We start from the raw sequence: 23,216 nt of genomic DNA on the forward strand, positions 1-23,216 counted from the left end.
CGGCGTGCTGTCGGGGGCCAGCAACGATAGCGCTCGACATCAGCCGTGTTTCACTCGACCGGCTGCAATGCGCCTTGGTGACTCACGCACGCGGCAGAAGCAGCCAGCGACTTATCGGGTTGCCGTAACGGCCTGCAGATCTGCCACCGCTTGCGTGGCTTCGGCGATGATGCCGAGCGCAATGGTATGCGGCGAGGAGCGTCCCATGCGCCAGCCCGCCGGCAAACGCAGACGTGCGAGCGAGGCATCGCTATACCCTAGCGCAAGCAGCGCCTGTAGACGACCTTCGCGCTTCTGCCGGCTGCCGAGGATGCCGATGCAGGCTATGGGAGATGCCAAGCCGCGCCGCGCAACCTGTAGGTCGATCTCGGCATCGTGGGCCAGGCTGTACAGCGCGGTGTCGGCATCCAGATGCAGATCCTGCAGCGCATCGCCCAGCGCACGTCGGTCGTAGTGCTCAGGCGCCAGTCCCGGCGGCGGTTCCCCCGGGCCATGCGGCCGCAACACGCGCACTTCGATGCCCATCTGGCTGGCCAACGACACCAGCGCCAGTAGCGATGGGTCGGCGCCAACCAGCACCAGCCGTAGCGGCGGACGATGGGTGCGTACGAATTCGCCCGCACGCGCGTCCTGTGCATGTGCCAGGTACCGCACCGTGCCGGATGCACGATCCAGGGCCACATGAAATGCGCGCCGATGCTGGCGCGCGTTACGCCAACGTGCGAGGTGCTCGCCTAGATCCGGCACCGGCCACACCAACACGCCGATGCGCCCGCCGCAGCTGAGTTGGATGTCCAGCACTTGGCTGCCTTCGCCATAATCCAGCCAGCGCGGCTGACCATCGCGCAGCGCTGCCATGGCTTCATGCGCCACCGCCGCTTCGACGCAGCCGCCCGAGACATAGCCTGCCACGCTCCCGTGGGCACTGATGGCCATCTCGCTCCCCAACGGCCGTGGGGAGGAGCCCTGCACATCGATCAAGGTCGCCATCGCCACGCGCTGCCCGGCGCGCTGCCATGCGCTCAGCGTTGGCAGCAAATCGTCGAGCAACGCGTAGCCCGGCCATGCCGGCCACGCCGGCAGTGCATGCGTGACCGGGGCAACGACTGCGCTCACGCGCGCAGCATCTCGGGCAGATGCGGCAGCAGTTTGTCGAGGGTCACCGGGTAGTCGCGCACACGCACGCCGGTTGCGTTGTAGACCGCATTGGCGATCGCTGCTGCCACGCCGCAGATGCCCAGCTCACCCACGCCCTTGGCCTTCATCGGCGACGACAGCGGGTCGCTTTCTTCCAGGAACACTACCTCCTGATGCGGGATGTCCGCATGCACCGGCACTTCATAGCCGGCCAGGTCGTGGTTGACGAAAAAGCCCAGGCGTTTGTCCACTGCCAACTCTTCCATCAGTGCCGCGCCGGCGCCCATGGTCATGCCGCCGATGACCTGGCTGCGTGCGGATTTGGGATTGAGGATGCGCCCCGCGGCGCACACGGCAAGCATACGCCGGATGCGCACTTCGGCGGTTGCGATATCCACGCCCACTTCGACGAAATGCGCGCCGAACGTGGAGAGCTGATGCGTCTTGCTGAGGTCGCCGAATTCGATCTTGTCTTCCACCACCAGCGCGCCATTGGCCGCGGCATCGCCGAGCGCAACGCGCGTGCCGCCGGCACGCACATAGCCATCGGCAAATTCGGCACTGGCCGGATCCAGGCCCAGTTGCTTGGCCACCGCTTCGCGCAATTTGACTGCGGCTGCATAGACGACTGCGGTAGAACTGTTCGCGCCCCACTGCCCACCGGAGCCTGCAGATGCCGGAAAGCTCGAATCGCCCAGGCGCACATCGACCCAGTTGAGCGGGACGCCAAGCATTTCCGCAGCGGTCTGCGCAATGATGGTGTAGGAGCCGGTTCCGATATCGGTCATGTCGGTTTCCACTACCACGCGGCCGCCCTGTTCCAGCCGCATGCGTGCGCCGGAGGTCATGACCGGCGCGTTGCGAAATGCCGCCGCAACGCCCATGCCGACCAGCCAACGACCATCGCGCGTGCTGGCCGGCTTGACCTTGCGCTTGGACCATTCGAATCGCCTTGCGCCATCTTCGAGGCACTTGACCAGCTGACGCTGCGAGAACGGTCGCTGCGGATTTTCCGGGTCCACCTGGGTGTCGTTGACGATGCGAAACTTGACCGGGTCCATGTCGAGCTTTTCAGCCATCTCGTCCATGGCGATTTCCAACGCCATCAATCCCGGTGCCTCGCCCGGCGCGCGCATGGCGTTGCCTTCGGGCAGATCGAGCACGGCCAGGCGGGTCGTGATCAGGCGGTTAGCACCGGCGTACAGCAATTGCGTCTGCGCGGCGGCAATTTCCGGGCTGCCGTCGGGCAAGTCGCCCGACCAGCTTTCATGCGCAATCGCCGTCAGCTTGCCGTCGCGCCCGGCACCAAGCCGGATGCGTTGCAGCGTGGCCGGACGGTGGGTGGTGTTATTGGCGATCAGCGGCCGCGGCAACATCACCTTGACCGGACGCCCAACCTGACGCGCGGCCAGCGATGCCAGCACTGCATCGGCACGCAGGAACAGCTTGCCGCCGAAACCACCGCCGACATAGGGCGACATGATCCGCACGTTCTCGCGCGCAATGCCCAGCGTCCTGGCCAGATCGCCGGCTCCCCAATTGATCATCTGATTGGAGGTCCACACGCTGAGCTTGTCGCCATCCCACATCGCGATGGAAGCGTGCGGCTCCATCATCGCGTGCGAATGATCGGGCGTGCGGTATTCGGCATCCAGTTGCACTGGCGCCGTAGCGAAGGCAGCGTCGAAGTTGCCGACATTGCTGTTGGGCGCGTCGTCCTTCTTGGTCACCGTGGCGCCGGCGCGGGCCTTTTCCAGGTCGTAGGCGCCAACGTGACGGCCGTAATCGACCTTGATCAACTGCCCGGCCGCACGTGCCTGCTCGAACGTCTCCGCCACCACCACTGCAATGGCCTGGTGGTAATGCGCGATCTCTGGACCGCCCAAGAGCTTGGCGGTGTTGAACTTGCCCTTTTGCAGCTTGCCGGCATTCTGCGCAGTCACGATGCCCAGCACGCCCGGCGCCTTGCGTGCCGCACTCAGGTCCATGCTGCGGATGGTGCCCTTGGCGATGCCTGCGCCCACCACATGCCCGTAAGCCGCTTGGCCCGGCAAGTCGTGATGTTCGTAGGCATACGGCGCCTGCCCGGTGGTCTTGAGTGGCCCGTCGATACGGTCGACAGGCTTGCCGACGACGGTGAGCTGATCGATGGGATTGGTACCGGCGGGAGTGTCGAATTTCATATCAGGCCCTCGTGTCGGCCAGGATCGCGGTCAAGGTGCGCTCAACCAGCGGCACCTTGAACGCGTTGTGTTCGGTGGGCCGTGCACCATCGAGCAGCACGGACGCAATGGCGCGGGCACCCTCTTTCGATCTGGCTTCGGCGGCTTCGCTGCGCCATGGCTTGTGCGCGACGCCGCCGACTGCGACGCGTGCGCTGCCATCGCGCTGGACGACGGTGGCCACCGACACCAGGGCGAAGGCGTACGAGGCACGGTCGCGCACCTTGCGGTACACATGCGTGCCACCGAGCGGCTTGGGCAAGGTGACGGCAGTGATCAATTCGCCGCGCTCCAGCACGGTTTCCACATGTGGCGTCGTTCCCTGTGCGCGATAGAACTCGGACAAGGCCACGGCGCGTGTCTGGCCATCCGGGCGCACCGTTTCCACCACCGCATCGAGCAGGCGCATCGCAATGGCCATATCGCTGGGATGGGTGGCGATGCACGCCTCGCTGGCACCAATCACTGCCAGTTGACGGTTATAGCCACCGATGGCCGCGCAGCCGCTGCCAGGCAGTCGCTTGTTGCACGGCTGGTTGGTGTCGTAGAAATAGGGACAACGCGTCCGTTGCAGCAGGTTGCCTGCCGTGGTGGCCCGGTTGCGCAGTTGTCCCGAGGCACCGGCCAGCAATGCGCGCGACAACACGGCGTAATCGCGGCGCACGCGCTGGTCGGCCGCAAGGTCGGTATTGCGCACCAGCGCACCGATGCGCAGGCCACCTTCCGGCGTGGCGTCGATGGTATCCAGGCTCAGGCCGTTGACATCGATCAGATGCGACGGTGTTTCGATCTGCAGCTTCATCAGATCGAGCAGATTGGTCCCGCCTGCGATGAACTTGGCACCGGGCTGGCGCGCGGCCTTGGCCGCGGCATCGGCTGGTGAGCTGGCCCGCTCGTAGCTGAAGGCTTTCATGCGCGGCCCCCGGCAACATCGTTGATGGCTTCGACGATGTTGGAGTACGCACCGCAACGGCAGATATTGCCACTCATGCGCTCCTGCAATTCGGGCGTGGTGAGTCTGGTCTTGCCGGTGAGGTCTTCGGTGACATGGCTGGGGATCCCGCGTTTCACCTCGTCCAGCACGGCCACTGCCGAACAGATCTGCCCGGGCGTGCAGTAGCCGCATTGGTAGCCATCGTGCTTGACGAACGCCGCCTGCATGGGGTGCAGCTTGTCCGGCGTGCCCAGCCCTTCGATGGTGGTGACCTTGGCGCCCTCGTGCATCACTGCCAGCGACAGGCACGCGTTCATGCGTTGCCCGTCGACGATCACCGTACATGCGCCGCACTGGCCATGATCGCAGCCCTTCTTGGTGCCGGTGAGATGCAGATGTTCGCGCAGCGCATCCAGCAAGGTGGTGCGGTTATCCAATGTCCAGCGTGACCGGCTTGCCGTTCACCTCGAAAGCAACCTGGCTGGATGCATTGGCAGGCTCGGCTGCCGGCCGCTGCGACATCGCAGTGGCCGCAGTGGCCGCCCTCGATTGGGTTGCGGCAACGCTGGCTGCGGATGCCGTTCCTGCGATCAATACCTCGCGACGGGTCATCTTGATGTCTCTCATGGCTGGCATCTCCAACAATGCTGGCTTTTACAGTTCTCAACAAATGTGCAGCGCTGCCGGTCACAAGCGCGTGAGTGCGCGGCCGCGGGGGTGGGCGTGAAGCGGCGTATGGCCGGATCCTAATGCCCGCCTTTACCGGCATTGGCGATGGTTGCTGCGTACGCCTATGAACACTGCGAGGACCGGCCCATGCGCCGATGACGTTGGAGTCGGACGGGCCAGCCAAGCAGTTTCCTGGAATAGTGCGCGTGCACGCGTACTGGTCACGGCGAGCAGCGAACGAACCCGAGGAGCATTGGTTGTGCTCGCCAGCAGCGCCATGCAGGCGGCAGCCCTTGCACACGTCGATGAGTGAATTGGCGCGTCGGCGGTGCGAATGCTTCGCCGACGCGCGGTGCAGCAGGCTGGATCAGAACTCCAGCGTGATCTTGCCCAGATGCCTACCGGCCTTCTGCAGTGCGAAGGCGTCACCGATCTCATCCAGCGCAAAACTGCGATCGATCACCGGCCGCAGCGGCAAGCTGTCGAGTGCACGCACCAGGTCCTGTTGATGCCTGCGGCTGCCAACGACCAGTCCTTGCAAGCGTTGCTGGCGCCCCATCATTTCGGCAGTCGGAACCGGCCCAGCGGCACCGGTCAAAACGCCGATCAAGGCGATGTGCCCGCCCACGCGCGCTGCACGGATCGATTGCGTCAACGTGCCCGGACCGCCGACCTCGACCACATGGTCCACCCCGCGCCCGTCGGTGATGTCCAAGACCTGCGCCGACCATTCGGGATGCTGCCGATAGTTGATGAGATGGTCGGCACCGAGCGCTCGCACCTTCTCCAGTTTCTCATCGGATGAGGATGTGGCGATCACGCGCGCTCCCATCGCCTTGGCAAATTGCAGCGCGAAGATCGACACGCCGCCGGTGCCCAGAACCAGCACGCTGTCGCCGGCCTTGAGCCGGCCATTGACCGCAAGCGCCCGCCATGCGGTGACACCGGCAGTGGTCAGCGTCGCAGCCTCGGCGTGGCTGTAACCGCGGGGTGCATGGGTGAATGCCTGCGCATCGGCGACGACCGCCGAGCGCGCATAGCCGTCGACGCCGTCGCCCGGGGTGGTGGCAAAACCGGCATGCAACGGCTCGCCGTCCAGCCACTGCGGGAAGAAGGTAGAGACCACATGATCGCCCACCGCGAACTCGTCCACCTCCGGCCCCACCGCTTCCACCACACCTGCGCCATCGGACATCGGAATACGCCCGTCTGCGGTCGGCATCTGCCCGAGCGCAACGCCTAGATCATGAAAATTGAGCGAACTGGCATGCAGGCGCACGCGGATCTGACCGCGTGCAGGTTGCCCCGGATCGGGCAATGCAACCGACTGCAGCGATGCGATGGCGGCCGGATGGCGAAGACGAATGGCTTGCATGGGCAACTCCTGAGCGTGATTCAGTGCCTGCAATAGCATGCTGTCCGTTACGCAAACGCAGTCGAGCTGGCTCTGACATCTGTCGCCGTGCGCGCTGATGCGCTGCAGCGGCTGCCGCGCGTGGCGACGCGGGAAGCGGGCTGTTGCATGCAAGGCGAGGCAGCAATCACAGATCTGTCATTGCACGTGTTGATCCATCGAGGTGCGGGTGCCGCCACGCGTAGGCTGGCACGGCGGTTGCATCGCCCTGGTATCCAGACAGGTAGCCACAGTGACGTCAACAAGCAAGCGGCGGCGGCAACGTGCTCAGCGCATCGCGCTGCATTTCGTGCTGACTGCCTCGTGGATGCTACTGCTCGGTTCGGAATACTGGTCCATCCATGAAGAGCGCGCGACCGCGCTGCGCAGCGCCCAGGCGCAGTCGTTGAATCTGGCCAATTCGCTGGCGCAGCATGCCAGCGACACCTTGTCCATTGCCGACGCAGTGCTGTCCGGGCTGGTGTCGCGGGTCGAACACGACCAGGGCTCCAGCGCCGCGCGTTCTGCGACGCATGAGTTTCTGGTGCGCGAAGCGCGCCGCTCCGATCGCCTGCATGGCATCTTCATCTATGCCGCAGACGGCAGTTGGGTGAGCTCGTCGCTGGACAGCACCCCCAGGACGCACAACAACGCCGACCGTGCCTATTTCAAATACCACCGCGACCATCGCGACGCCTTGTCGCTGGTCGGCCCGCCCGTGCAGAGCCGCTCGGACGGCTCCTGGGTGATGACCTTGAGCCGCCGTCTCAATACCCCCCGTGGCGAGTTCGCCGGCGTGGTGCTGGTCACCCTGCAGCTGAAGTATTTCCAGAACTACTACAGCACCTTCGAAGTCGGCCCGCACGGCACCATCGGCATGACCAACGACGATGGCATCGTGATGGTGCGCCGGCCCGACAAACAGGGCGTGATCGGCACCTCGATCGCGGGGACGTCGATCTACGTGACCATGCGCGCACGCAGGCACGGCACCGCCACCTATCGCTCGCCGATCGACGGCGTGGAGCGCATCTCCAGCTTTGCGCCTGCGCGACCCTATCCGCTGACCGTGCTGACCGGCGTTTCGGTGGACGATGCGTTGGCGAACTGGCGGCAAGCCGCGCGCCAACGCATCGTGGTGGCCGCACTGGGCTGCACCCTGCTGCTGGGCGTGGGGATCTGGCTGGACCTGCAACTGCGCCGCATGCATCGCAACGAGGCCAAGCTGAGCACCGAAGCCTGGGTAGACGCATTGACCGGCATCGCCAATCGTCGCGCCTTCGACCACCGGTTATCGCGTGCATTGCAGGACGCGGTTCGCCTGGAGGCGCCGTTGTCGGTGCTGATGATCGATGTCGATCACTTCAAGCTCTACAACGACACCTATGGCCACGTGAACGGCGATGCCTGCCTACGCCTGATCGCAGGCGCCATTGCCGGATGCTCGCGCCGCAGCGAAGACCTCGCCGCGCGTTACGGCGGTGAAGAGTTCGGCATGATCCTGCCGCACACCGATGCCGCCGGCGCGCTGCGCCTGGCCGACGCCGTGCGCAATGCGGTTGCCGAGCTCGGCCTGATGCACCTGTCTAGCCCCACCAGCGCGCACGTCACCGTCAGCATCGGCGCAGCCACGTTCGAACCGGGCGAAGCGCCGCTGAGCCCCAACGGCATCGTGCAGGACGCCGATTCGGCGCTGTATCGCGCCAAGCAGAAGGGACGCAATCGCACGTCGGCCTAGACCTGCAGGGACGCCGAACCTGCCGTAGAGATCAGGCGGCTGTCGCGAGGTGGATGTCGCGAGCTTGAGCAACGCATCGACGGCGCACCCACCGCGTGCGTTGCGCGCAAGCCTGCGATGGATGGGCGCTGCACGCACACCGCGCGCGCCTCCGAGCACGCGCGACACCCGCCAGGCTCTTGCCAACATCCTGCCCAAACCGGCCGCTGTCTGCGCGTACTTCCCATCACGCAGAAGGCCCGCGCAATGCGGGCCTTCCTGGATGACGCAACGACGAACGGTCCTCAGAACGGGATATCGTCGTCGGCGAAATCGTCCATCGGCGGTGCCGACTGTTGCTGGGCCGGCTGCTGACGGCGCGGCGCATAGTCCTGCCCACCGCCACCGTATCCACCGCCCTGCCCACCGCCGCCGCCCTGCTGACGCGGTGCCGAGCGCTGCGGGCGATCGCCGCCCATCCCGCCACCGCCGCCTTCACCACGGCCGCCGAGCATCTGCATCTCGTTGGCGACGATGTCGGTGCTGTATTTTTCGACGCCGTCCTGGCCGGTGTACTTGTCGTAGCGCAGTTCGCCTTCGACATACACCTGCGACCCCTTGCGCAGGTATTCGCCGGCAATTTCGCCCAGCTTTCCGAAAAACACCACGCGGTGCCACTCGGTACGTTCCTGGTTATTGCCGTCGCGGTCCTTGCGCATGCTGGTGGTAGCCAGGCTCACGCGCGTGATTGCCATGCCGGCCTGGGTGTATTTGGTATCGGGATCGTTGCCGAGGTTGCCGACGAGGATGACTTTGTTGATGCCGCGGGCCATAGGTGCTTCCGAGATGATGCGCTGGCGCCGGGAGCGCGCAACGATGAATGTCTGTGCGGCAATGTTACCGCACCTGCCGCTCGGCGGTCCTGGCAGGTTGCCGCGCGGCGCTGCCCGGCAAGTGCCCTGCCAAGGGTCGGAAATCCAGCCCGCACGGACCTTTGCGGGTAACGTCCCAACTGCGCAGGGCGGCAAATGTGAAGATGCCGGGCGTGCCTGGCGGGACGGATCCGGCCGGGGCACCTATAATCGGCCCACATCACGAACGCCTGCGCATGACCATCGCCGAAGACCTCCCCACCGTGCTGGGCCTGCCCCAGATCCAGTCCCTCGCCGCGCCCGACATGGCCGCGGTCGACGCACTGATCCGCCGCCGTCTGGCCTCGGACGTAGTGCTGATCAACCAGATTGCCGACCACATCATCTCTGCCGGCGGCAAGCGCCTGCGCCCGATGCTGGTGATGCTGGCCGGCCACGCCGCTGGCGGCTCCGGCCCGGAGCATCACCAACTGGCGGCGATCATCGAATTCATCCATACCTCCACGCTGCTGCACGACGACGTGGTGGACGAGTCGGACCTGCGCCGCGGACGCAGCACCGCCAATGCGTTATGGGGCAATGCGCCCAGCGTACTGGTGGGCGACTTCCTGTATTCGCGCAGCTTCCAGCTGATGGTCGAACTGGACCGCATGCAAGTCATGCAGATCCTGGCCGACACCACCAACCGCATCGCCGAAGGCGAGGTGCTGCAGCTGTTGCACGTGCACAACCCGGACACCGACGAAGCCGCCTACCTGCGCGTGATCGAGCGCAAGACCGCGGTGCTGTTCGCCGCCGGCACGCGTCTGGGTGCGCTTGCCTCCGGCGCAAGTGCGCAGGTGCAGCAGCACCTGTACGACTACGGCATGCAGCTGGGCTTTGCCTTCCAGATCGCCGACGACGTGCTCGACTATGCCGCCGAGGCCGCGGACCTGGGCAAGAACCTGGGCGACGACCTGGCCGAAGGCAAGGCAACCCTGCCGCTGATCCACGCGATGGCGCATTCGGATGCGAGCACCCGAGAGCGCCTGCGACAGATCGTCGAGCAAGGCGATGCAGCGGCCATGCCGGAAGTGCTGGCAGCCATCCATGCCACCGGCGGGCTGGACTACAGCCGTCAACGCGCGGCCGAATACGCCGCTGCCGCCGAACAGGCGCTGGAAACCCTGCCGCCCAGCCCTGCCGTGGCGGCACTGCGCGGCCTGGCGCGCTACGCGGTCGAGCGCACGCACTGATCCGGCGCGCTGGGCGCGCCGGACGGGATTTGAGATTGGAGATTAGGCATTCGCAAAAGCGATTGGTCGCACCTTACGAATCCCGACATGTGATGGCCAAACGATTGTTAGGCGCAGACCGCTGAGCACAACCCGGGATTGATGCATTGGAGTACGGGACCACGCTGTTGCGAATCCCGACTCCCCAATCCCTAATCCCGGCTTATCGCCCAAACCGCTCTTCGAAGAAATCGCCCAGCATGCGATACGCCCGCTTGGCCGCGCGCGGGTTGTACAGGCAGCCCGGCGGGCTGTTGGCATCTGCCTCGGCAAAGCAATGCACCGCGCCGCTGAAATTGACGAATTGCCAATCCGCGCCGGCGGCATTCATTTCGGTTTCGAACGCGGCGATATCCGCCTTGCTCACGCTCTTGTCGTCGGCACCGTTGAGCACCAGCAGCGGCGTCCTGGCCGAGCCGGCGGCGGCCGGGCTGGGAGTCGCGATGCCGCCATGCAGGCTGACCACACCGGCCAGCTGCGCGCCTGAGCGCACCAGTTCCAGCACCGTGGTACCGCCGAAGCAGAAGCCCACCGCACCGATGCGCGCTGCGTCCAACGGCGCCTTGCCGGCCTGCGCCTTGAGCACCTCTACCGCTTTGAGCGCGCGTGCGCGCAGCTCCGGCGGATCCTTTTTCAGGGCGCCAGCGAATTGCCCAGCCTCGCTGTCATTGGCCGGGCGCTTGCCCTTGCCGTACACGTCGGCCACCAGCACCACGTAATCGTCGCCGGCCAGCTGCTTGGCCTTGGTCACCGCCGAGTCGTTGACACCGCGCCAGTTGGGCACCATCACCAGGCCCGGGCGCTTGGCATCGCCGGCATCGTCGTACACCAGCACGCCGCTGTAGGTGTCCTTGCCGATCTTCCATTCCAGCGGCTTGGCCTGCATCGCCGCTGCTGCGGGGAAGGCCAGCGAAGCCAGGACACCGATCAACCCAACGCCACGCCATGTCCGTTGCTTGTACATGTGCTTGCTCCCAGGATGGTGTGGCGAGTGTAGGCGCTGGCACCGTGCAGGAGGGGTCATCATCGGCGCGGCCGGCAGCGGCGCGGCCAGTTGGCTGGGCCAAGCGCACCGGGCGTATCCGCATCCGTGGCGAGCTACGGTTTTCGGGGCGACCCGGGCAACGCCTTGACCTCGGAACTGGGCCAGGCAGCAACACGTAGCGGACAGCCCTCAGGTGAACCTTGGACAGCGCTCAGGAGCGGCACTATCGGGGTGAGACATCACGGCCGCGCCTGCCTGGCGATGAACCGCGCCGGTTCCTGTCGGCGGCTTCTAGTGGATACCCAATCCGTCAATCGCGCTGATCGCTGCCGGATCGAACCCTGCCAGCTGGGCGAAATGCCGGCCGCGGGCTACGTAGTCGCTGTAGGCGCCGAAGCTGGGCGCCCCCGGCGAGAGCAGCACCACGCCGCCCTGCTCGCCCAGCGCAGCGCGCGCCAGTCCCATGGCGTGTTCGAGATCGTTGGCCGCATGCAAGCCGAAGCGCCCCGCCTCGGCCAGCGGCGCCAGCAATGCATGGATGCGTGGGCCGTTGGCGCCCATGGTCACGATTTCCAGCGGCGCCCGCTGCGCCATCTGCTGGGCGAAATCGTGCCAATCCAGCCCGCGATCATGGCCACCAACCAGTAGCGCCACGCGTCGCTGCGCAAAGCACGCCAGTGCCGCCAGCGAGGCATGAGGGGTGGTGCTGATCGAATCGTTGACGTAGCCGATGCCATCCACGCTTCCCAGCCACTGCAAGCGGTTCGGCAATGTACGAAAGCTCGCTGCCGCCGGCGCAAGTGCCGCCGCATCCAGGCCCAAGGCCTCTACCGCCGCCAGCACCGCGCACAGGTTGCGGCGGTTGTGCTCGCCCGGCAGCGGCACATCGGCGGTATCGAAAATGGCCTGCTCGCCGCGGTACACCACGTCGCCACGCAGATGCCAGCCGGCGGAATGATTGAACCAACGCACCTGGCTATCGGGTAACTGCAACCCGGCAAGCAGCGGGTCGGCAGCGTTGAGCAAGACAATCCGCGGCCGGCCTTCGGTTACCAGCGACAGCTTGTCGCGCACATAGCGCGCTTCGTCGCCATGCCAGTCCAGATGCTCGGGAAACAGATTCAACACCAGCGCCAGCTCGGGGCGCGCGCCGCTGCGCCCGACATCGCCGGTCTGGTAGCTGGACAACTCGATCGCCCAATACGCCGGTGGCGGCTGCGGTGCCAGCACTTCCAGCAAGGGCTGGCCGATATTGCCGACCAATGCGGTGCGATGCCCGGCCGCGCGCAGCAGGTGCGCCAGCAGCGCGGTGGTGGTGCTCTTGCCCTTGGTGCCGGTCACGCAAATGACGCCAGGCACGCTGCCGTCCGCCTGCGCGTGTTCGGCAAACCACAACGCGCTGCCGCCGATGAAGCACGTACCCTGCGCGGTAGCTGCCAGTGCCTCGGCGCGATACGGGCTGATGCCGGGCGACTTCACCACGATCTCGAATCGCCCAAGCGCCTGCGCGCTGGCATCGGTTTCCACCTGCAAGGCCGCATCTGCCAGCGCCTCGATCTCGCGCGCCTCTTCGGCGTTGCAGAACACCGTCAGCGCTTGCGTCGGCAGCTGCGCGCGCAGCGCACGATACGCTGCGCGTCCTTCGCGCCCCCAGCCCCACAACGCAACGGTCTTGCCTTCAAGCTGCGAAATTCGCACGCACGCGCTCCCACAGCGTCGACGGAACCCGGTGCTCGCCATCGATGGCCATGAGTGGCTCGACCTGCAGATCACTTGGGTCGAGTTGCGGCTGGATGTCACGGATGAAGCGCTTCACCAACGCGTCCTCCTTCCACTCGGCGCGGCTGGCCAGCACCGCCATCGCCGCGTGCGATTCGCGGCCTTCGCCCACGCATTCGAACGGCTTGTGGTCCTGGAATTCCAGCAGCGCGTCGTAGCCGCCGGCCTGGGTCGCATCGTCGAGCAGATTGCGTCCGAAGATGTTGACCAACCGCGTCTTGGGCATGAACGGCGCCAGCGCCAGGAACACGAAATGGCATTTCGGGCACACGCCGCACCAGCGATGCACCGGGCGCTCGCCCATGATGTGGAAGTTGCGGTTGCAGCTGGAAAAGTGCGCGTCGTAGTGATCGGTCTTGGCGAATTGCCGCGCCACCGCCAACTCGGACAGCGGCCGCAGCAACGAGTAATAGCGCAGATCGGCCGCCACATGCCGCTGCACGTAATCGCCGAATGCCTGCTCGAACGCCCAGCCCTTGGACCACTGGTGATTGACCTCGCCGGTGCCGGGAATCTGGCTGCCGTAGCTTGCCGAACGTTCGTTGGAGAACACCACCTGGTCCACCCCGTTGAGCAGCGCCGCCAGCACCAGGATGGCCGAGTTCACCGCGGTCACCGGGATATGCCCGTTCCACGCGCCCTGGCGATTGAGTTCGAATAATTCCGGTGCCAGCACGCGGCCGATGTTGAGGACCGGCAAACCGGTGCGTTCTGCACAGGCACGGATCAGTTGCGAACCGCCGATCCAGCTGACGGTCTGCGCCACGCCGGCCTGGCGCAGCGCCTCGATGCTGACCAGCGAATCCTTGCCGCCACCGATCGCCACCAGCGCATGCTCGCGCAACCCCACTGCCGGCGCGGCGGCAGAGGCCTGCGCCGCCACCGGGAAGTGGATCTTGCCGTGCAGATGCAAGCCATTTCGGTAGGCAAATTCGCCCAGGCCGTGCAGATACACGCTTTCCACCAGCGCGGCCGTCTCGGCATCGATGGCGTAGCTGTCGATGGCGATGTTCGGCGGCACAGCAGCCTTGAAATAACTGATCCCTGCAATGAGATGCAGCAGCCGCAACGCCTGTTGCACGGCAGTCGCCTGCGCGCCTTCCAGCACAAAAGGGGCGCCCGGCACTGCCACGGTCTCGACCAGCTCCGGACCTTGATCGAAGGCATACACCAGCGTGGCCACGCCGGTCTGCGCGTCGAGTGCGCAACGCACGAAACGGAAGGTGGACATCTGATGTTTGTCGAAAGCGCTCATGGACTACCTGCAGAAACACGTACACGACGCAGATAACGTCGGCACAGGACATATTCAATCATGGAAAACGGCACCGCCGCCCATAGCAGCGGCAGGCAACCGATCACGAACAGCAGCAGCATCACGTCCGAGCGAATCACCGTTGCGTCGCCGGTGATGGCCAACGCGACCAGCAGATACAGCAGCAGCGCCGGCAGATAGCCAAGCGCACCCAGCACCACGGTGCGCAATGCCATGCCGCCGGCGTGCTGCGCTCGTGCCCGCTGGGCACGCCGACGCTGCCAGAGCGCTGCGCTCCACGCGCCGATGCCGGCAGCGACCAACGCGGGGATTGCCCACTTCAAGCTATCGGTCCACGGGGCCGGTTGCCCGGCGATGTCGATGGCGGTGGAAAACACCATCGCCACGCCACCGGCCAACGTGCTGAGTGCGACGAACTCAGCCAGTGGGCGCATCGATCACCTCTTCGCGCGGCAATTCGCGCTGATTGTAGGTGCTGGCCATCGAGTAGCCGTAGGCACCGGCATCGGCGACCAGCACCACATCGCCCGGCGCGGTGGTCGCAGGCAGCCGGCGACGCTTGCCGAACACGTCCGACGATTCGCAGATCGGCCCGACGATATCGAACGTACCATCGGCCGGCGCGTCGAGTTGGCTGAGGTTTTCGATGTCGTGCCAGGCGTCGTACAACGCCGGGCGAATCAAAGTATTCATGCCCGCATCCAGGCCCACGCGGTGCACGCCGTCCTTCTCGATCACCTGGGTGACGCTAGCCAGCAATACGCCGGCTTCTGCCACCAGATAGCGGCCCGGCTCGATCGCCAGGCGGTAGCCCGGATGCACGGCCTTGACCTCGGCCAGGCCCTTGGCCCACACCTCCAGATCGAACGGCTCGTCTTCGGCGCTGTACGGAATCGGCAGGCCGCCACCGATATCGATGGTTTCCACAGTGCCGATACGGCGCGCGAAGCCGGCCAACTCGTCGTACATCATCCGCCAGTGCTCGCCGGTCTCCACGCCACTGCCCAGATGCGCATGCACGCCGGTGATGGTGAGTTCGAGCGTGCGCGCCACCTCGACAAATTCATCCACGCGCGTGGACGACAGGCCGAACTTGGACGCTTTGCCGCCGGTGTTGACCTTCTCGTGGTGCCCGTCGCCGTGCCCCAGATCGATGCGCAGCCAGATATTGCGGCCACGGAACACCTCGGGCCAGTTGCGCAGCGCTTCGACGTTGTCCACGGTCACCGTCACGCCCAGCGCGAAGGCCGCTTCGTATTCGGCCTTGGGCGCAAAGCTCGGCGTGAACAGCACGCGCCGCGGCGACAGTTCCGGCAGCGCCTGGAATACGCGGCGCAATTCGCCGTGCGAGACGCATTCCAGCCCGAAGCCGGCCTGTTCCAGCGCCATCAAGATGGCCGGATGCGCATTGGCCTTGATCGCGTAATAGCGCTGATCCACCGCGGCAATCTGCGCCAGCGCATGCGCACGCTCCCGCACCGTGGGCAGGTGGTATGCGTAACGCGGCGTCCCGGCCTTGGACAGCGACAGCAGATGCGCGCGCTCGGCATGCCACCACGGCGTGGGTCGCGGACGTACCGAGCCGATGATCTCGCGCCAGCGCGGGCCGAACACCTCGCCTTCGCTGACCGGCATCGCACCGCTGTCGATCAGTTCCGCGTGCAGGATCGGCAGCAAACCGTCGGCATCGGCTTCATCGATGACGAAGGTCAGGTTCAAGTCGTTGGACGACTGCGAAATCATGTGCACGCGTTCCTGCCCGAACGTGGCCCACACGTCGGAGAGCTTGTGCAGCAGCGAACGCATGCCGCGTCCGACCAAGGTGATGGCCGCGCAAGGAACGATGATCTTGACCTTGCAGATCTGCGACAGATCGGCCGACAACGCCGCCAGTACATCGGTGTTGACCAGGTTTTCCGAAGGATCCAGCGACACGGTAACGTTGGTCTCGGCCGAACCGATCAAGTCCACCGACAGGCCGTGCTTCTTGAACAGCGTGAACACGTCGGCCAGAAAGCCGACCTGCTGCCACATGCCGATGCCTTCCATCGACACCAGCACGATGCCGTTGCGGCGGCTGATCGCCTTGACGCCCAGCACCGGCTCGGCATTGCCGTCGATGCTGGTACCCGGCAGATCTGGGCGCTCGGTGTCCAGGATCGCCATCGGCACGCCGGAATCGCGGCACGGTTTGATCGAGCGCGGATGCAGCACCTTGGCGCCGGTGGTTGCGATTTCCTGCGCTTCGTAATAGTCCAGCCGGGTCAGCAGCCGCGCATCCGGCACTTCTTTCGGGTTGGCGCTGAACATGCCAGGCACGTCGGTCCAGATTTCCACCCGGCTGGCGCCGAGCAGCGCGCCGAAGTACGCCGCCGAGGTATCCGAACCGCCACGGCCCAGAATCGCGGTGCCACCATCGGCATGACGCGAAATGAAGCCTTGCGTGATCAGCAAGCGCGTCGGTTGCGAGGCGAAACGCGTGCGCCAATCGGCGTCGGACTGCCATTGGCACGAGACCGACAGCCGCTTGGACCATTCGCTCTGATTGGGCTGCGGCGGCAGTGCGGACAGCCACTGGCGCGCATCCAGCCACCCCATGTCCAGGCCGCTGGCATGCAGATACGCCGCGCCGATGGTGGACGACAGCAACTCGCCCTGCCCCAGCACCTCGGCTTGCCAATCCAGCGTGCGCGTTGCAGCGCGCGCATCGCCCAGCACTGCGTGCAGTGCGGCCAGCCGTTCGCCCAGCACTGCATCGGCGTCCAGTTCGAGCTCGGCCAGAAATTCGCGATGGCGTCGGTCCAGTGCCGCCACGCGCTGCGCGCTATCGGCGGCGCCGTCGGCAATGGCGGTGAGCTCGTTGGTCACGCCCGACAATGCAGACACCACCACCAGCACGCGGCCGCCGGTTTCGTTCGCCCGTTTGCTCGCCAGTTTTCCAATCGTGTCCCAGCGATGACGACGCGACACCGAAGTGCCGCCGAACTTGAGGACGATCCAACGATCGGTAGAGTGGGGAGCTGACATTGAGATAGGCGTTTAGGATGGGGGGAAGATGCCCGGGATGCCGAGCGGAACCTCCGATTCTACTGCCAATGCCGCTCGCATGGCCCCGCGTGCGATCACAGCGTGCCGTCGCACGTCCACTGCCGTGTCGGTTTGCCCTGCAACCATCGCCGCGCCCTCCTTCGATCGAGATTTCCCCACGATGCGCAAGCACCGCTATCTGCAACTGGATGTTTTCGCCGCCCGGGCCGGCAGCGGCAACCCACTGGGCGTGGTCTTCAATGCAGAGACGTTGTCGTCTGCGCAAATGCAGCAGATTGCCGCGTGGCTGAATCTGTCCGAGACGGTCTTCTTCCTGCCGGTCAGCGTGCCCGATGCCGATTACCACATCCGCATCTTCACCCCGCGGACCGAGCTACCGTTTGCCGGCCACCCCAGCGTCGGCGCAGCGTGGGCGGCGGTGACCCACGGCGTGACCGCCTGTAAGCCCGACGGCCGGCTGCGCCAGCAATGCGCAGCCGGCGTGCTGCCGGTGGACGTGTTCGACCGACACGGCGCCTTGCTGGTGCGGCTGCGCGCGCCGCGCGCACGCGCCATCGACACGGGCGACACGTACGCCGACGCGCTGCGCGCCGCCTGCGCTGGCCTGCGCGCGGGCGCGCAGCCGGCCGCGCTCTGGAACAACGGCCCGAACTGGTGGCTGCTGGAATTGGCCGACGCACAGGCGGTACGGCAGGCAGCCCCGGACCTTGCCGCCATTGCGCGCCTGACCCAGGCCAGTGCCGCCTGCGGGCTGGCCATCTATGCGCCCATGCATGACCACGACGCAGGCCTGGTCGTCCGTGCCTTCTGCCCAGGCGATGGCATTCCGGAAGACCCGGTGACCGGCAGCGCCAATGCCTGTATTGCCGCACGCCTGCATGGCGATGGCCGCCTGCCCGGAGAGCAGTCGCGCTACGTCGCCAGTCAGGGCCGCGAGGTTGGCCGCGATGGCCGCGTCCATGTGGACGTGGACGCGGAAGGCGAAGTCTGGATTGGCGGAGCGACGCTGCAGGTGATCGACGGCCGCATCGATTGGTAAGCTGCCGCGCCCTCACTGCGGATCAACGCCCATGACCACTCGCCGTTTCCTGCAATTGGATGTGTTCTCCGCCCGCCCCGGCAGCGGCAATCCGCTGGCAGTGGTGCTGGATGCGCAAGGTCTGGACGATGCGGCGATGCAGGCCATCGCACGCTGGACCAAACTGCCGGAGACCACCTTCGTCGTCCCCGTCGAAAACGCGCACAGCAGCTATCGGCTGCGCATGTTTTCGCCGCAAAAAGAGGTGCCGTTTGCCGGCCACCCCAGCGTGGGCACTGCGCATGCCGTGCTCGAGGCCGGCCTGGCCGCACCACAGGACGGCGTCCTGGTGCAGGACGGCATCGCTGGTCAGTTGCCGCTGCGCGTTGAGCAGCGCGGCGGCCACCGCAGCATCGCGATCCGCACGCCACGCGCACGCGTGGCCGAGCAGGTGGACGCCGACGATCCGCGCCTGCGCGATGCCTTGCAGGGCTGGCCACTGGGGACGCTACCGCCTGCGCTGATGGACGGCGGCCGCACGTGGTGGGTGGTGGAACTGGACAGCGAAGCCGCGCTGCGCGGCCTGCAGCCGGACTGGGACGCGATCGCCGGGTTGGCAGAATCTACCGGCAGCATGGGCGTGTTTGCGTATGCACGCGCCGCCGCACCGGGCGCCTACGACCTGGCAGTACGTGCCTTCGTCGGCAATGGCCGGCGCTTCGAAGATGCGGCGTCCGGCGCGGCCAATGCGGTCCTCGCCGCATGGCTGGACAGCCGTGACGCATTGCCCGGCACCGAGCGTCGCTATGTGGTCAGCCAGGGCCGCGAAATCGGCTTCGATGCCTTGCTGGAACTGCACATCGATGCCGACGGCGACGTGTGGTCGGGTGGCCAGGTGCAGACGGTGATTCGCGGCACGCTGGACTGGGCTTAGTCGACGAGCCACAGGGCGCTTCCCGGCGGGTTGGCCGTCAGCGGCCAACGCATCTCATCTGAACGTGCATCACACGTTCTAGGGCGGTAGCAACGCTGCGGCGCAGGATCCAACGCAGCGAGGTGGCCTGCAGGTGCAGCCAATTTCCGATCACGGCCCGTGCACCGCGCATCAGCGCTTGTGTGAAACAGCAAGGTGCGTCGCATCGATCAGCGCCCAAGCCTTGTTGAGGCGCCATTGCAGCCCGCGATCGCGCCGCAAAACGCAAGAACGCTGCGGTTGCCCGCAGCGTTCTTTTCAGCCCGATACCGGAACCAGCGGCACCGCATCCATCCGGCACTGATCAGTCAGGGCGCACGTCGACGCGCACGCGGATACGGTCGCCCGGGTTGTAGTCGCTACGCGTGTGGTATGTGCGGCCAGCGTATTCGTAGGTCACGTCGTAGCCATCCACGCGGTCGCGTTCGCGGCGGTAGGACACCGGCTCGCAGACCCTCACGTTGCCCTGGTACGTGCGGTGATTGGCCTCGTAAATCGAGCGGCCCGCCGCTACGCCTGCCATGGTGCCAACGGCGGTGCCGACCAGACGCCCATTGCCGCCGCCGACCTGGCTGCCGAGCACGGCGCCCGCGATACCACCAATGACACTGGCCACGCCGCGATCGGACACACCGGCCTGGGCGTAGCCGCCGTCGCGGTAGTACCCGTCATTACTGGTGTAGTAACCATCGGCGGGACGATCGTAGCAACGTTCGCTGGTGCGTTCGTTGTACGAGTCGGCAACGATGATCGGATCCACGCGCACGACGCGCGCATATTCGTAACGGCCATCCTCGTAGCCGCTGCGGCCGTAATCGCGGTAGCCGCTGTCATAGCGCTGCGCCGTGGCATTGCCGGCCACGACCAGACCCATCACCAGAGCACCAAGCACGAGAGTTTTCATTGCGGCAGCTTCATAGGGAGGACACGCTGCCGATGCTCGGCCTGCGCCAGTGAAACCGCACTGAACCAAACCGGCCGTAAAAAGCCCTATTCAGGTTGCCGCCAGCTGCGCGCGCCGGGCGTTTGCGCCGACGCGTCGCAGCGGTATTGGCATTAGCTGGAAAACTCGGTTTCCAGGCTGATCGGCACGGCGCTCAGTGCCTTGGACACCGGGCAATTCTTCTTGGCAGTGTCTGCCAGCTCGCGGAACTTGGCCTCATCGATACCCGGCACCACGCCCTTGAGCTTGAGGCGAATCTGCGACAACTGCGGACCGCCTTCCATCGACAGATCCACATCGGCGCGCGTGTCTAGCGAGGTCGGCGGAAAACCGGCTTCGGTCAACTGCGCAGACAACGCCATGGTGAAACAGCCGGCATGCGCGGCAGCGATGAGCTCTTCCGGATTGGTGCCCTTCTCGTCGCCGAAGCGGCTACTGAAGGCATAACGGGTGTTGTCCATCAGGCCGCTCTGGGGCGTGCTGAGCTGGCCCTTGCCGGTCTTGAGGTCGCCTTCCCAGTGAGCGGTAGCGTGACGTGAAATACCCATTGCGATCTCCTGCGCTGAAAGGAGCGCCCACGATAGGTGAGTGGGTGTTAGCTGGTGGTGCTGGGATTCGGGATTCGGGATTCGGGATTCGGGAATCGGGATTCGCAAGAGCAGACCGCCGGGCACGTTAGGCGGCAAGCGCCTGTTTGTCTACACGCATGCAGTTGCGCATCGAACGCCACCGCGCGACCGACCACGGTGGACGTTCGGCGAGAGGCCGCTGCCTCATCGCAATCGACGCTTCATGGATCAAAGGCCACCGCGCGTTGGTTGCACGGTGGGGGCGCCGCTCCTGGAGCGACTCACAATACGGCGGCGCAGCCGCGCTCAGCCGAGCAGGGTTTCCAGCACGGCCATGCGCACGGCAACGCCGTTGGCGACCTGCCGCAGCACGCAGGATTGCGCGCCATCGGCCACTTCATCGGTGATTTCCACGCCGCGGTTGATCGGGCCCGGGTGCAGCACCGCGGCGTCGCGACCGGCACGCGCCAGGCGCTCGCGGGTCAGACCATATTCGGTGTGGTATTGCTCCAGCGAGGGCACTAGGCCTTCTTCCATGCGCTCGCGCTGCAGGCGCAGCATCATCAGCGCGTCGGCGCCTTCGAGCATGGCATCGAAATCCTGACCGACCACGCAGCCCTCCAGCATGTCGTCCTCGGGCAGCAGGCTGGCCGGCCCGCAAACGCGGATTTCGCCCGCGCCCAGCGTGCGCAAGGCATGCAGGTCCGAGCGCGCCACGCGCGAGTGCTTCACGTCGCCGACGATGACGACCTTGAGCTTGGAAAAATCGGTGCCCTTGGCCTGGCGCAGGGTGAGCATGTCGAGCAAGCCCTGGGTGGGATGCGCGCTACGTCCGTCGCCGGCATTGATCAGCGCGGTGCCCTCGCCCGCGGCAGCCGCCAGCGCTTCCACCGCGCCGTCGTCGGGGTGACGCACCACGAAGCCGCGCACGCCCATCGCTTCGAGATTCTTCAAAGTATCGCGCGCGGTTTCGCCCTTGCGGGTGGATGAGGTGGATGCATCGAAATTGAGCACGTCCGCGCCCAGCCGCTGCGCCGCCAGATGGAAGGAGCTGCGCGTGCGCGTGGAGGGTTCGAAGAACAGCGTGCACACTGCAGTGCCCGCCAGCACGCTGCGCTTGCCCACGCGCCCGACCGCTGCATCGCGGATCTGGCCGGCGCGGTCGAGCAACTGCAGCAGCGTGGTGCGCGGCAGTCCTTCCAGGGTGAGCAGGTGGCGCAAGCGTCCGTCCGAATCGAGTTGCATGGTGGTCATCGCAGGTCGGGAGTCAAGGAAGAAGGGTGGCTTGGTCGGGTGCGGCCAACCAGCGTTCGACGATCACCGCGGCGGCCATCGCATCGAGCGCTTCGGCATCGCGGCGGCGCTTGCGCCCATCGGCACGCTCGCGCGCGAAACGCTGCGCAGCCTCGACCGAACTGGAGCGCTCATCGATCAGGACAACCGGCAGCGCATAGCGCTCGCGCAGCTGGCGGGCGAACGCGTGCGCGCGCTTACGTGCGGGCTGGTCTTTGTCGTCCAGCGTGAGCGGGTCGCCGATCACCAGGCCGTCCGGGCGCCATTGCTTGTACACGCGGTCCAACGCACCCCAATCCGGGCCGTTGGCATGCACATTGATAACGGCCACCGCGCGCGCGCCGGCGCCGAGCGCGCTTCCGACCGCCACACCGATCCGGCGCGACCCCACGTCGAAGCCCAGCACCGTGCCATCGGGGCGGATCGCGCCCGCCTCAGGCATGCCCGGAATAATCCGTGAGCCGGAACAGATCCACGCCGATACGCCCGGCAGCAGTCTGCAAGCGATCTTCCAGCGCGGTCGCAAACAGCACATTGGCATCCGACGGCGCGGTGAGCCAGCTGTTTTCGCCCAGTTCGAATTCCAGCTGGCCGGCGCCCCAACCCGCGCAACCCAACGCGACCAGCGCATTGCGCGGGCCGTTGCCGGCCGCCATCGCCTCAAGGATGTCGCGCGAGGTGGTCAGGAACACGCCCTGCCCCACTTCCAGGCTGGAATCCCATTCGCGCGCATCGTCATGGATCACAAAACCGCGCTCGGGGTGCACCGGCCCGCCGCTGAGCACGACCTGCTCGCGCAGCGGCTCATCGTCGGTGTCGATACCCATCTGCGACAACACTTCGCCCAGGGTGTATTCGGAGGGCCGGTTGACCAGCACGCCCATGGCGCCGTTCTCGTCGTGCTGGCAGATCAGCGCGACGCTGCGCGAAAAGGTGGGGTCGGACAGCGCCGGGAGCGCAATCAGCAGTTGGTTGGCCAGAGGCGTGGGCAAAACAGACATGGCCGCATTCTAGCCGTTCGCTTCGCCGCGCGCAGAGCCGCTGCCATACTGGGCCTTGCCGGCCGATGCGGCTGCCTTCGCGGTGGCCCATCTGCAGCGCCCGACCGACGCGT

At 66.0% G+C, this 23,216-nt stretch carries 19 protein-coding genes and 1 pseudogene; 4 read left to right on the forward strand and 16 right to left on the reverse strand.

All coding sequences use genetic code 11. From position 1 onward, the window contains the following. Positions 1-111: 111 nt before the first annotated feature. The 5 genes and pseudogenes from J7360_RS08305 to J7360_RS08325 all read right to left on the reverse strand — a co-directional run bounded on the left by J7360_RS08305 (position 112) and on the right by J7360_RS08325 (position 6,337). Positions 112-1,116 carry an XdhC family protein gene (locus J7360_RS08305; RefSeq protein ID WP_057662361.1) on the reverse strand — a complete coding sequence of 335 codons (1,005 nt, stop codon included), beginning with the start codon at positions 1,114-1,116 and terminating at the stop codon, positions 112-114. Then, positions 1,113-3,320 (reverse strand): aldehyde oxidoreductase molybdenum-binding subunit PaoC, encoded by a 2,208-nt coding sequence (gene paoC, locus J7360_RS08310; RefSeq protein ID WP_057662356.1) that lies wholly within the window; start codon positions 3,318-3,320, stop codon positions 1,113-1,115. Before paoC ends, J7360_RS08305 begins: the two co-directional genes overlap by 4 nt. A gap of 1 nt (position 3,321) precedes the next feature. Then, the gene (locus tag J7360_RS08315) at positions 3,322-4,272 is read right to left on the reverse strand and encodes a xanthine dehydrogenase family protein subunit M (RefSeq protein ID WP_209033642.1); all 951 of its coding nucleotides are present in this window, start codon (positions 4,270-4,272) and stop codon (positions 3,322-3,324) included. Then, a pseudogene (gene paoA, locus J7360_RS08320) lies at positions 4,269-4,815 on the reverse strand (aldehyde dehydrogenase iron-sulfur subunit PaoA). Before paoA ends, J7360_RS08315 begins: the two are co-directional and overlap by 4 nt. A gap of 514 nt (positions 4,816-5,329) precedes the next feature. After that, entirely contained in the window at positions 5,330-6,337 is a 1,008-nt protein-coding gene (locus J7360_RS08325; protein WP_057662349.1) for an NAD(P)-dependent alcohol dehydrogenase, read from the reverse strand. 208 nt (positions 6,338-6,545) lie between these two features. Between J7360_RS08325 and J7360_RS08330 the strand changes: the two genes are divergently transcribed. Further along, positions 6,546-8,093, forward strand: coding sequence for a sensor domain-containing diguanylate cyclase (locus tag J7360_RS08330; RefSeq protein WP_170922401.1), 1,548 nt, complete (start codon positions 6,546-6,548; stop codon positions 8,091-8,093). 284 nt (positions 8,094-8,377) lie between these two features. Here the strand turns inward: J7360_RS08330 and J7360_RS08335 are convergent, their stop codons facing one another. Next, positions 8,378-8,905 (reverse strand): single-stranded DNA-binding protein, encoded by a 528-nt coding sequence (locus J7360_RS08335; RefSeq protein WP_017157214.1) that lies wholly within the window; start codon positions 8,903-8,905, stop codon positions 8,378-8,380. 275 nt (positions 8,906-9,180) lie between these two features. Between J7360_RS08335 and J7360_RS08340 the strand changes: the two genes are divergently transcribed. Then, the gene (locus J7360_RS08340) at positions 9,181-10,179 is read left to right on the forward strand and encodes a polyprenyl synthetase family protein (protein WP_057662341.1); all 999 of its coding nucleotides are present in this window, start codon (positions 9,181-9,183) and stop codon (positions 10,177-10,179) included. Positions 10,180-10,381: 202 nt separating this feature from the next. Here J7360_RS08340 and J7360_RS08345 read toward each other — a convergent pair whose 3' ends face one another. From J7360_RS08345 to J7360_RS08365, 5 genes are all read right to left on the reverse strand, one after another. Further along, on the reverse strand, positions 10,382-11,182 hold the full coding sequence (locus J7360_RS08345) for a dienelactone hydrolase family protein (protein ID WP_057662338.1): 801 nt from the start codon (positions 11,180-11,182) through the stop codon (positions 10,382-10,384). A gap of 312 nt (positions 11,183-11,494) precedes the next feature. Continuing rightward, the gene (gene murD / locus J7360_RS08350; protein ID WP_057662335.1) at positions 11,495-12,901 is read right to left on the reverse strand and encodes a UDP-N-acetylmuramoyl-L-alanine--D-glutamate ligase; all 1,407 of its coding nucleotides are present in this window, start codon (positions 12,899-12,901) and stop codon (positions 11,495-11,497) included. After that, complete coding sequence (gene murL / locus J7360_RS08355) at positions 12,882-14,237, reverse strand: UDP-N-acetyl-alpha-D-muramoyl-L-alanyl-L-glutamate epimerase (RefSeq protein WP_057662332.1); 1,356 nt, start codon at positions 14,235-14,237, stop codon at positions 12,882-12,884. The genes murD and murL overlap by 20 nt, the downstream gene beginning before the upstream one ends. Beyond that, positions 14,234-14,692, reverse strand: a complete 459-nt coding sequence (locus J7360_RS08360) for a hypothetical protein (RefSeq protein WP_017157219.1) — start codon at positions 14,690-14,692, stop codon at positions 14,234-14,236. The genes murL and J7360_RS08360 overlap by 4 nt, the downstream gene beginning before the upstream one ends. Next, positions 14,676-17,285 carry a bifunctional aspartate kinase/diaminopimelate decarboxylase gene (locus J7360_RS08365; protein WP_057662329.1) on the reverse strand — a complete coding sequence of 870 codons (2,610 nt, stop codon included), beginning with the start codon at positions 17,283-17,285 and terminating at the stop codon, positions 14,676-14,678. The genes J7360_RS08360 and J7360_RS08365 overlap by 17 nt, the downstream gene beginning before the upstream one ends. A 181-nt stretch (positions 17,286-17,466) precedes the next feature. On the opposite strand from J7360_RS08365, the gene J7360_RS08370 reads away from it, so the two are divergent. Next, entirely contained in the window at positions 17,467-18,345 is an 879-nt protein-coding gene (locus J7360_RS08370) for a PhzF family phenazine biosynthesis protein (protein ID WP_007966182.1), read from the forward strand. 31 nt (positions 18,346-18,376) lie between these two features. Further along, the gene (locus J7360_RS08375) at positions 18,377-19,258 is read left to right on the forward strand and encodes a PhzF family phenazine biosynthesis protein (RefSeq protein ID WP_007966181.1); all 882 of its coding nucleotides are present in this window, start codon (positions 18,377-18,379) and stop codon (positions 19,256-19,258) included. A gap of 343 nt (positions 19,259-19,601) precedes the next feature. Here J7360_RS08375 and J7360_RS08380 read toward each other — a convergent pair whose 3' ends face one another. The 5 genes from J7360_RS08380 to J7360_RS08400 all read right to left on the reverse strand — a co-directional run bounded on the left by J7360_RS08380 (position 19,602) and on the right by J7360_RS08400 (position 23,103). After that, entirely contained in the window at positions 19,602-20,201 is a 600-nt protein-coding gene (locus tag J7360_RS08380; protein ID WP_015472432.1) for a glycine zipper 2TM domain-containing protein, read from the reverse strand. A 152-nt stretch (positions 20,202-20,353) separates the two neighbouring features. Next, a complete protein-coding gene (locus J7360_RS08385) occupies positions 20,354-20,788 on the reverse strand; it encodes an OsmC family protein (RefSeq protein WP_007966180.1) in 435 nt (144 codons plus the stop codon). A gap of 327 nt (positions 20,789-21,115) precedes the next feature. Then, positions 21,116-22,063, reverse strand: coding sequence for an aspartate carbamoyltransferase catalytic subunit (locus J7360_RS08390; RefSeq protein ID WP_007966179.1), 948 nt, complete (start codon positions 22,061-22,063; stop codon positions 21,116-21,118). 13 nt (positions 22,064-22,076) lie between these two features. Continuing rightward, positions 22,077-22,544, reverse strand: coding sequence for a Holliday junction resolvase RuvX (gene ruvX, locus J7360_RS08395; RefSeq protein ID WP_003489932.1), 468 nt, complete (start codon positions 22,542-22,544; stop codon positions 22,077-22,079). Continuing rightward, entirely contained in the window at positions 22,537-23,103 is a 567-nt protein-coding gene (locus J7360_RS08400; protein WP_209033644.1) for a YqgE/AlgH family protein, read from the reverse strand. The genes ruvX and J7360_RS08400 overlap by 8 nt, the downstream gene beginning before the upstream one ends. Positions 23,104-23,216: the final 113 nt, after the last annotated feature.

It is taken from the genome of Xanthomonas sp. D-99, from assembly GCF_017746145.1.
GTDB lineage: Bacteria > Pseudomonadota > Gammaproteobacteria > Xanthomonadales > Xanthomonadaceae > Xanthomonas > Xanthomonas cissicola.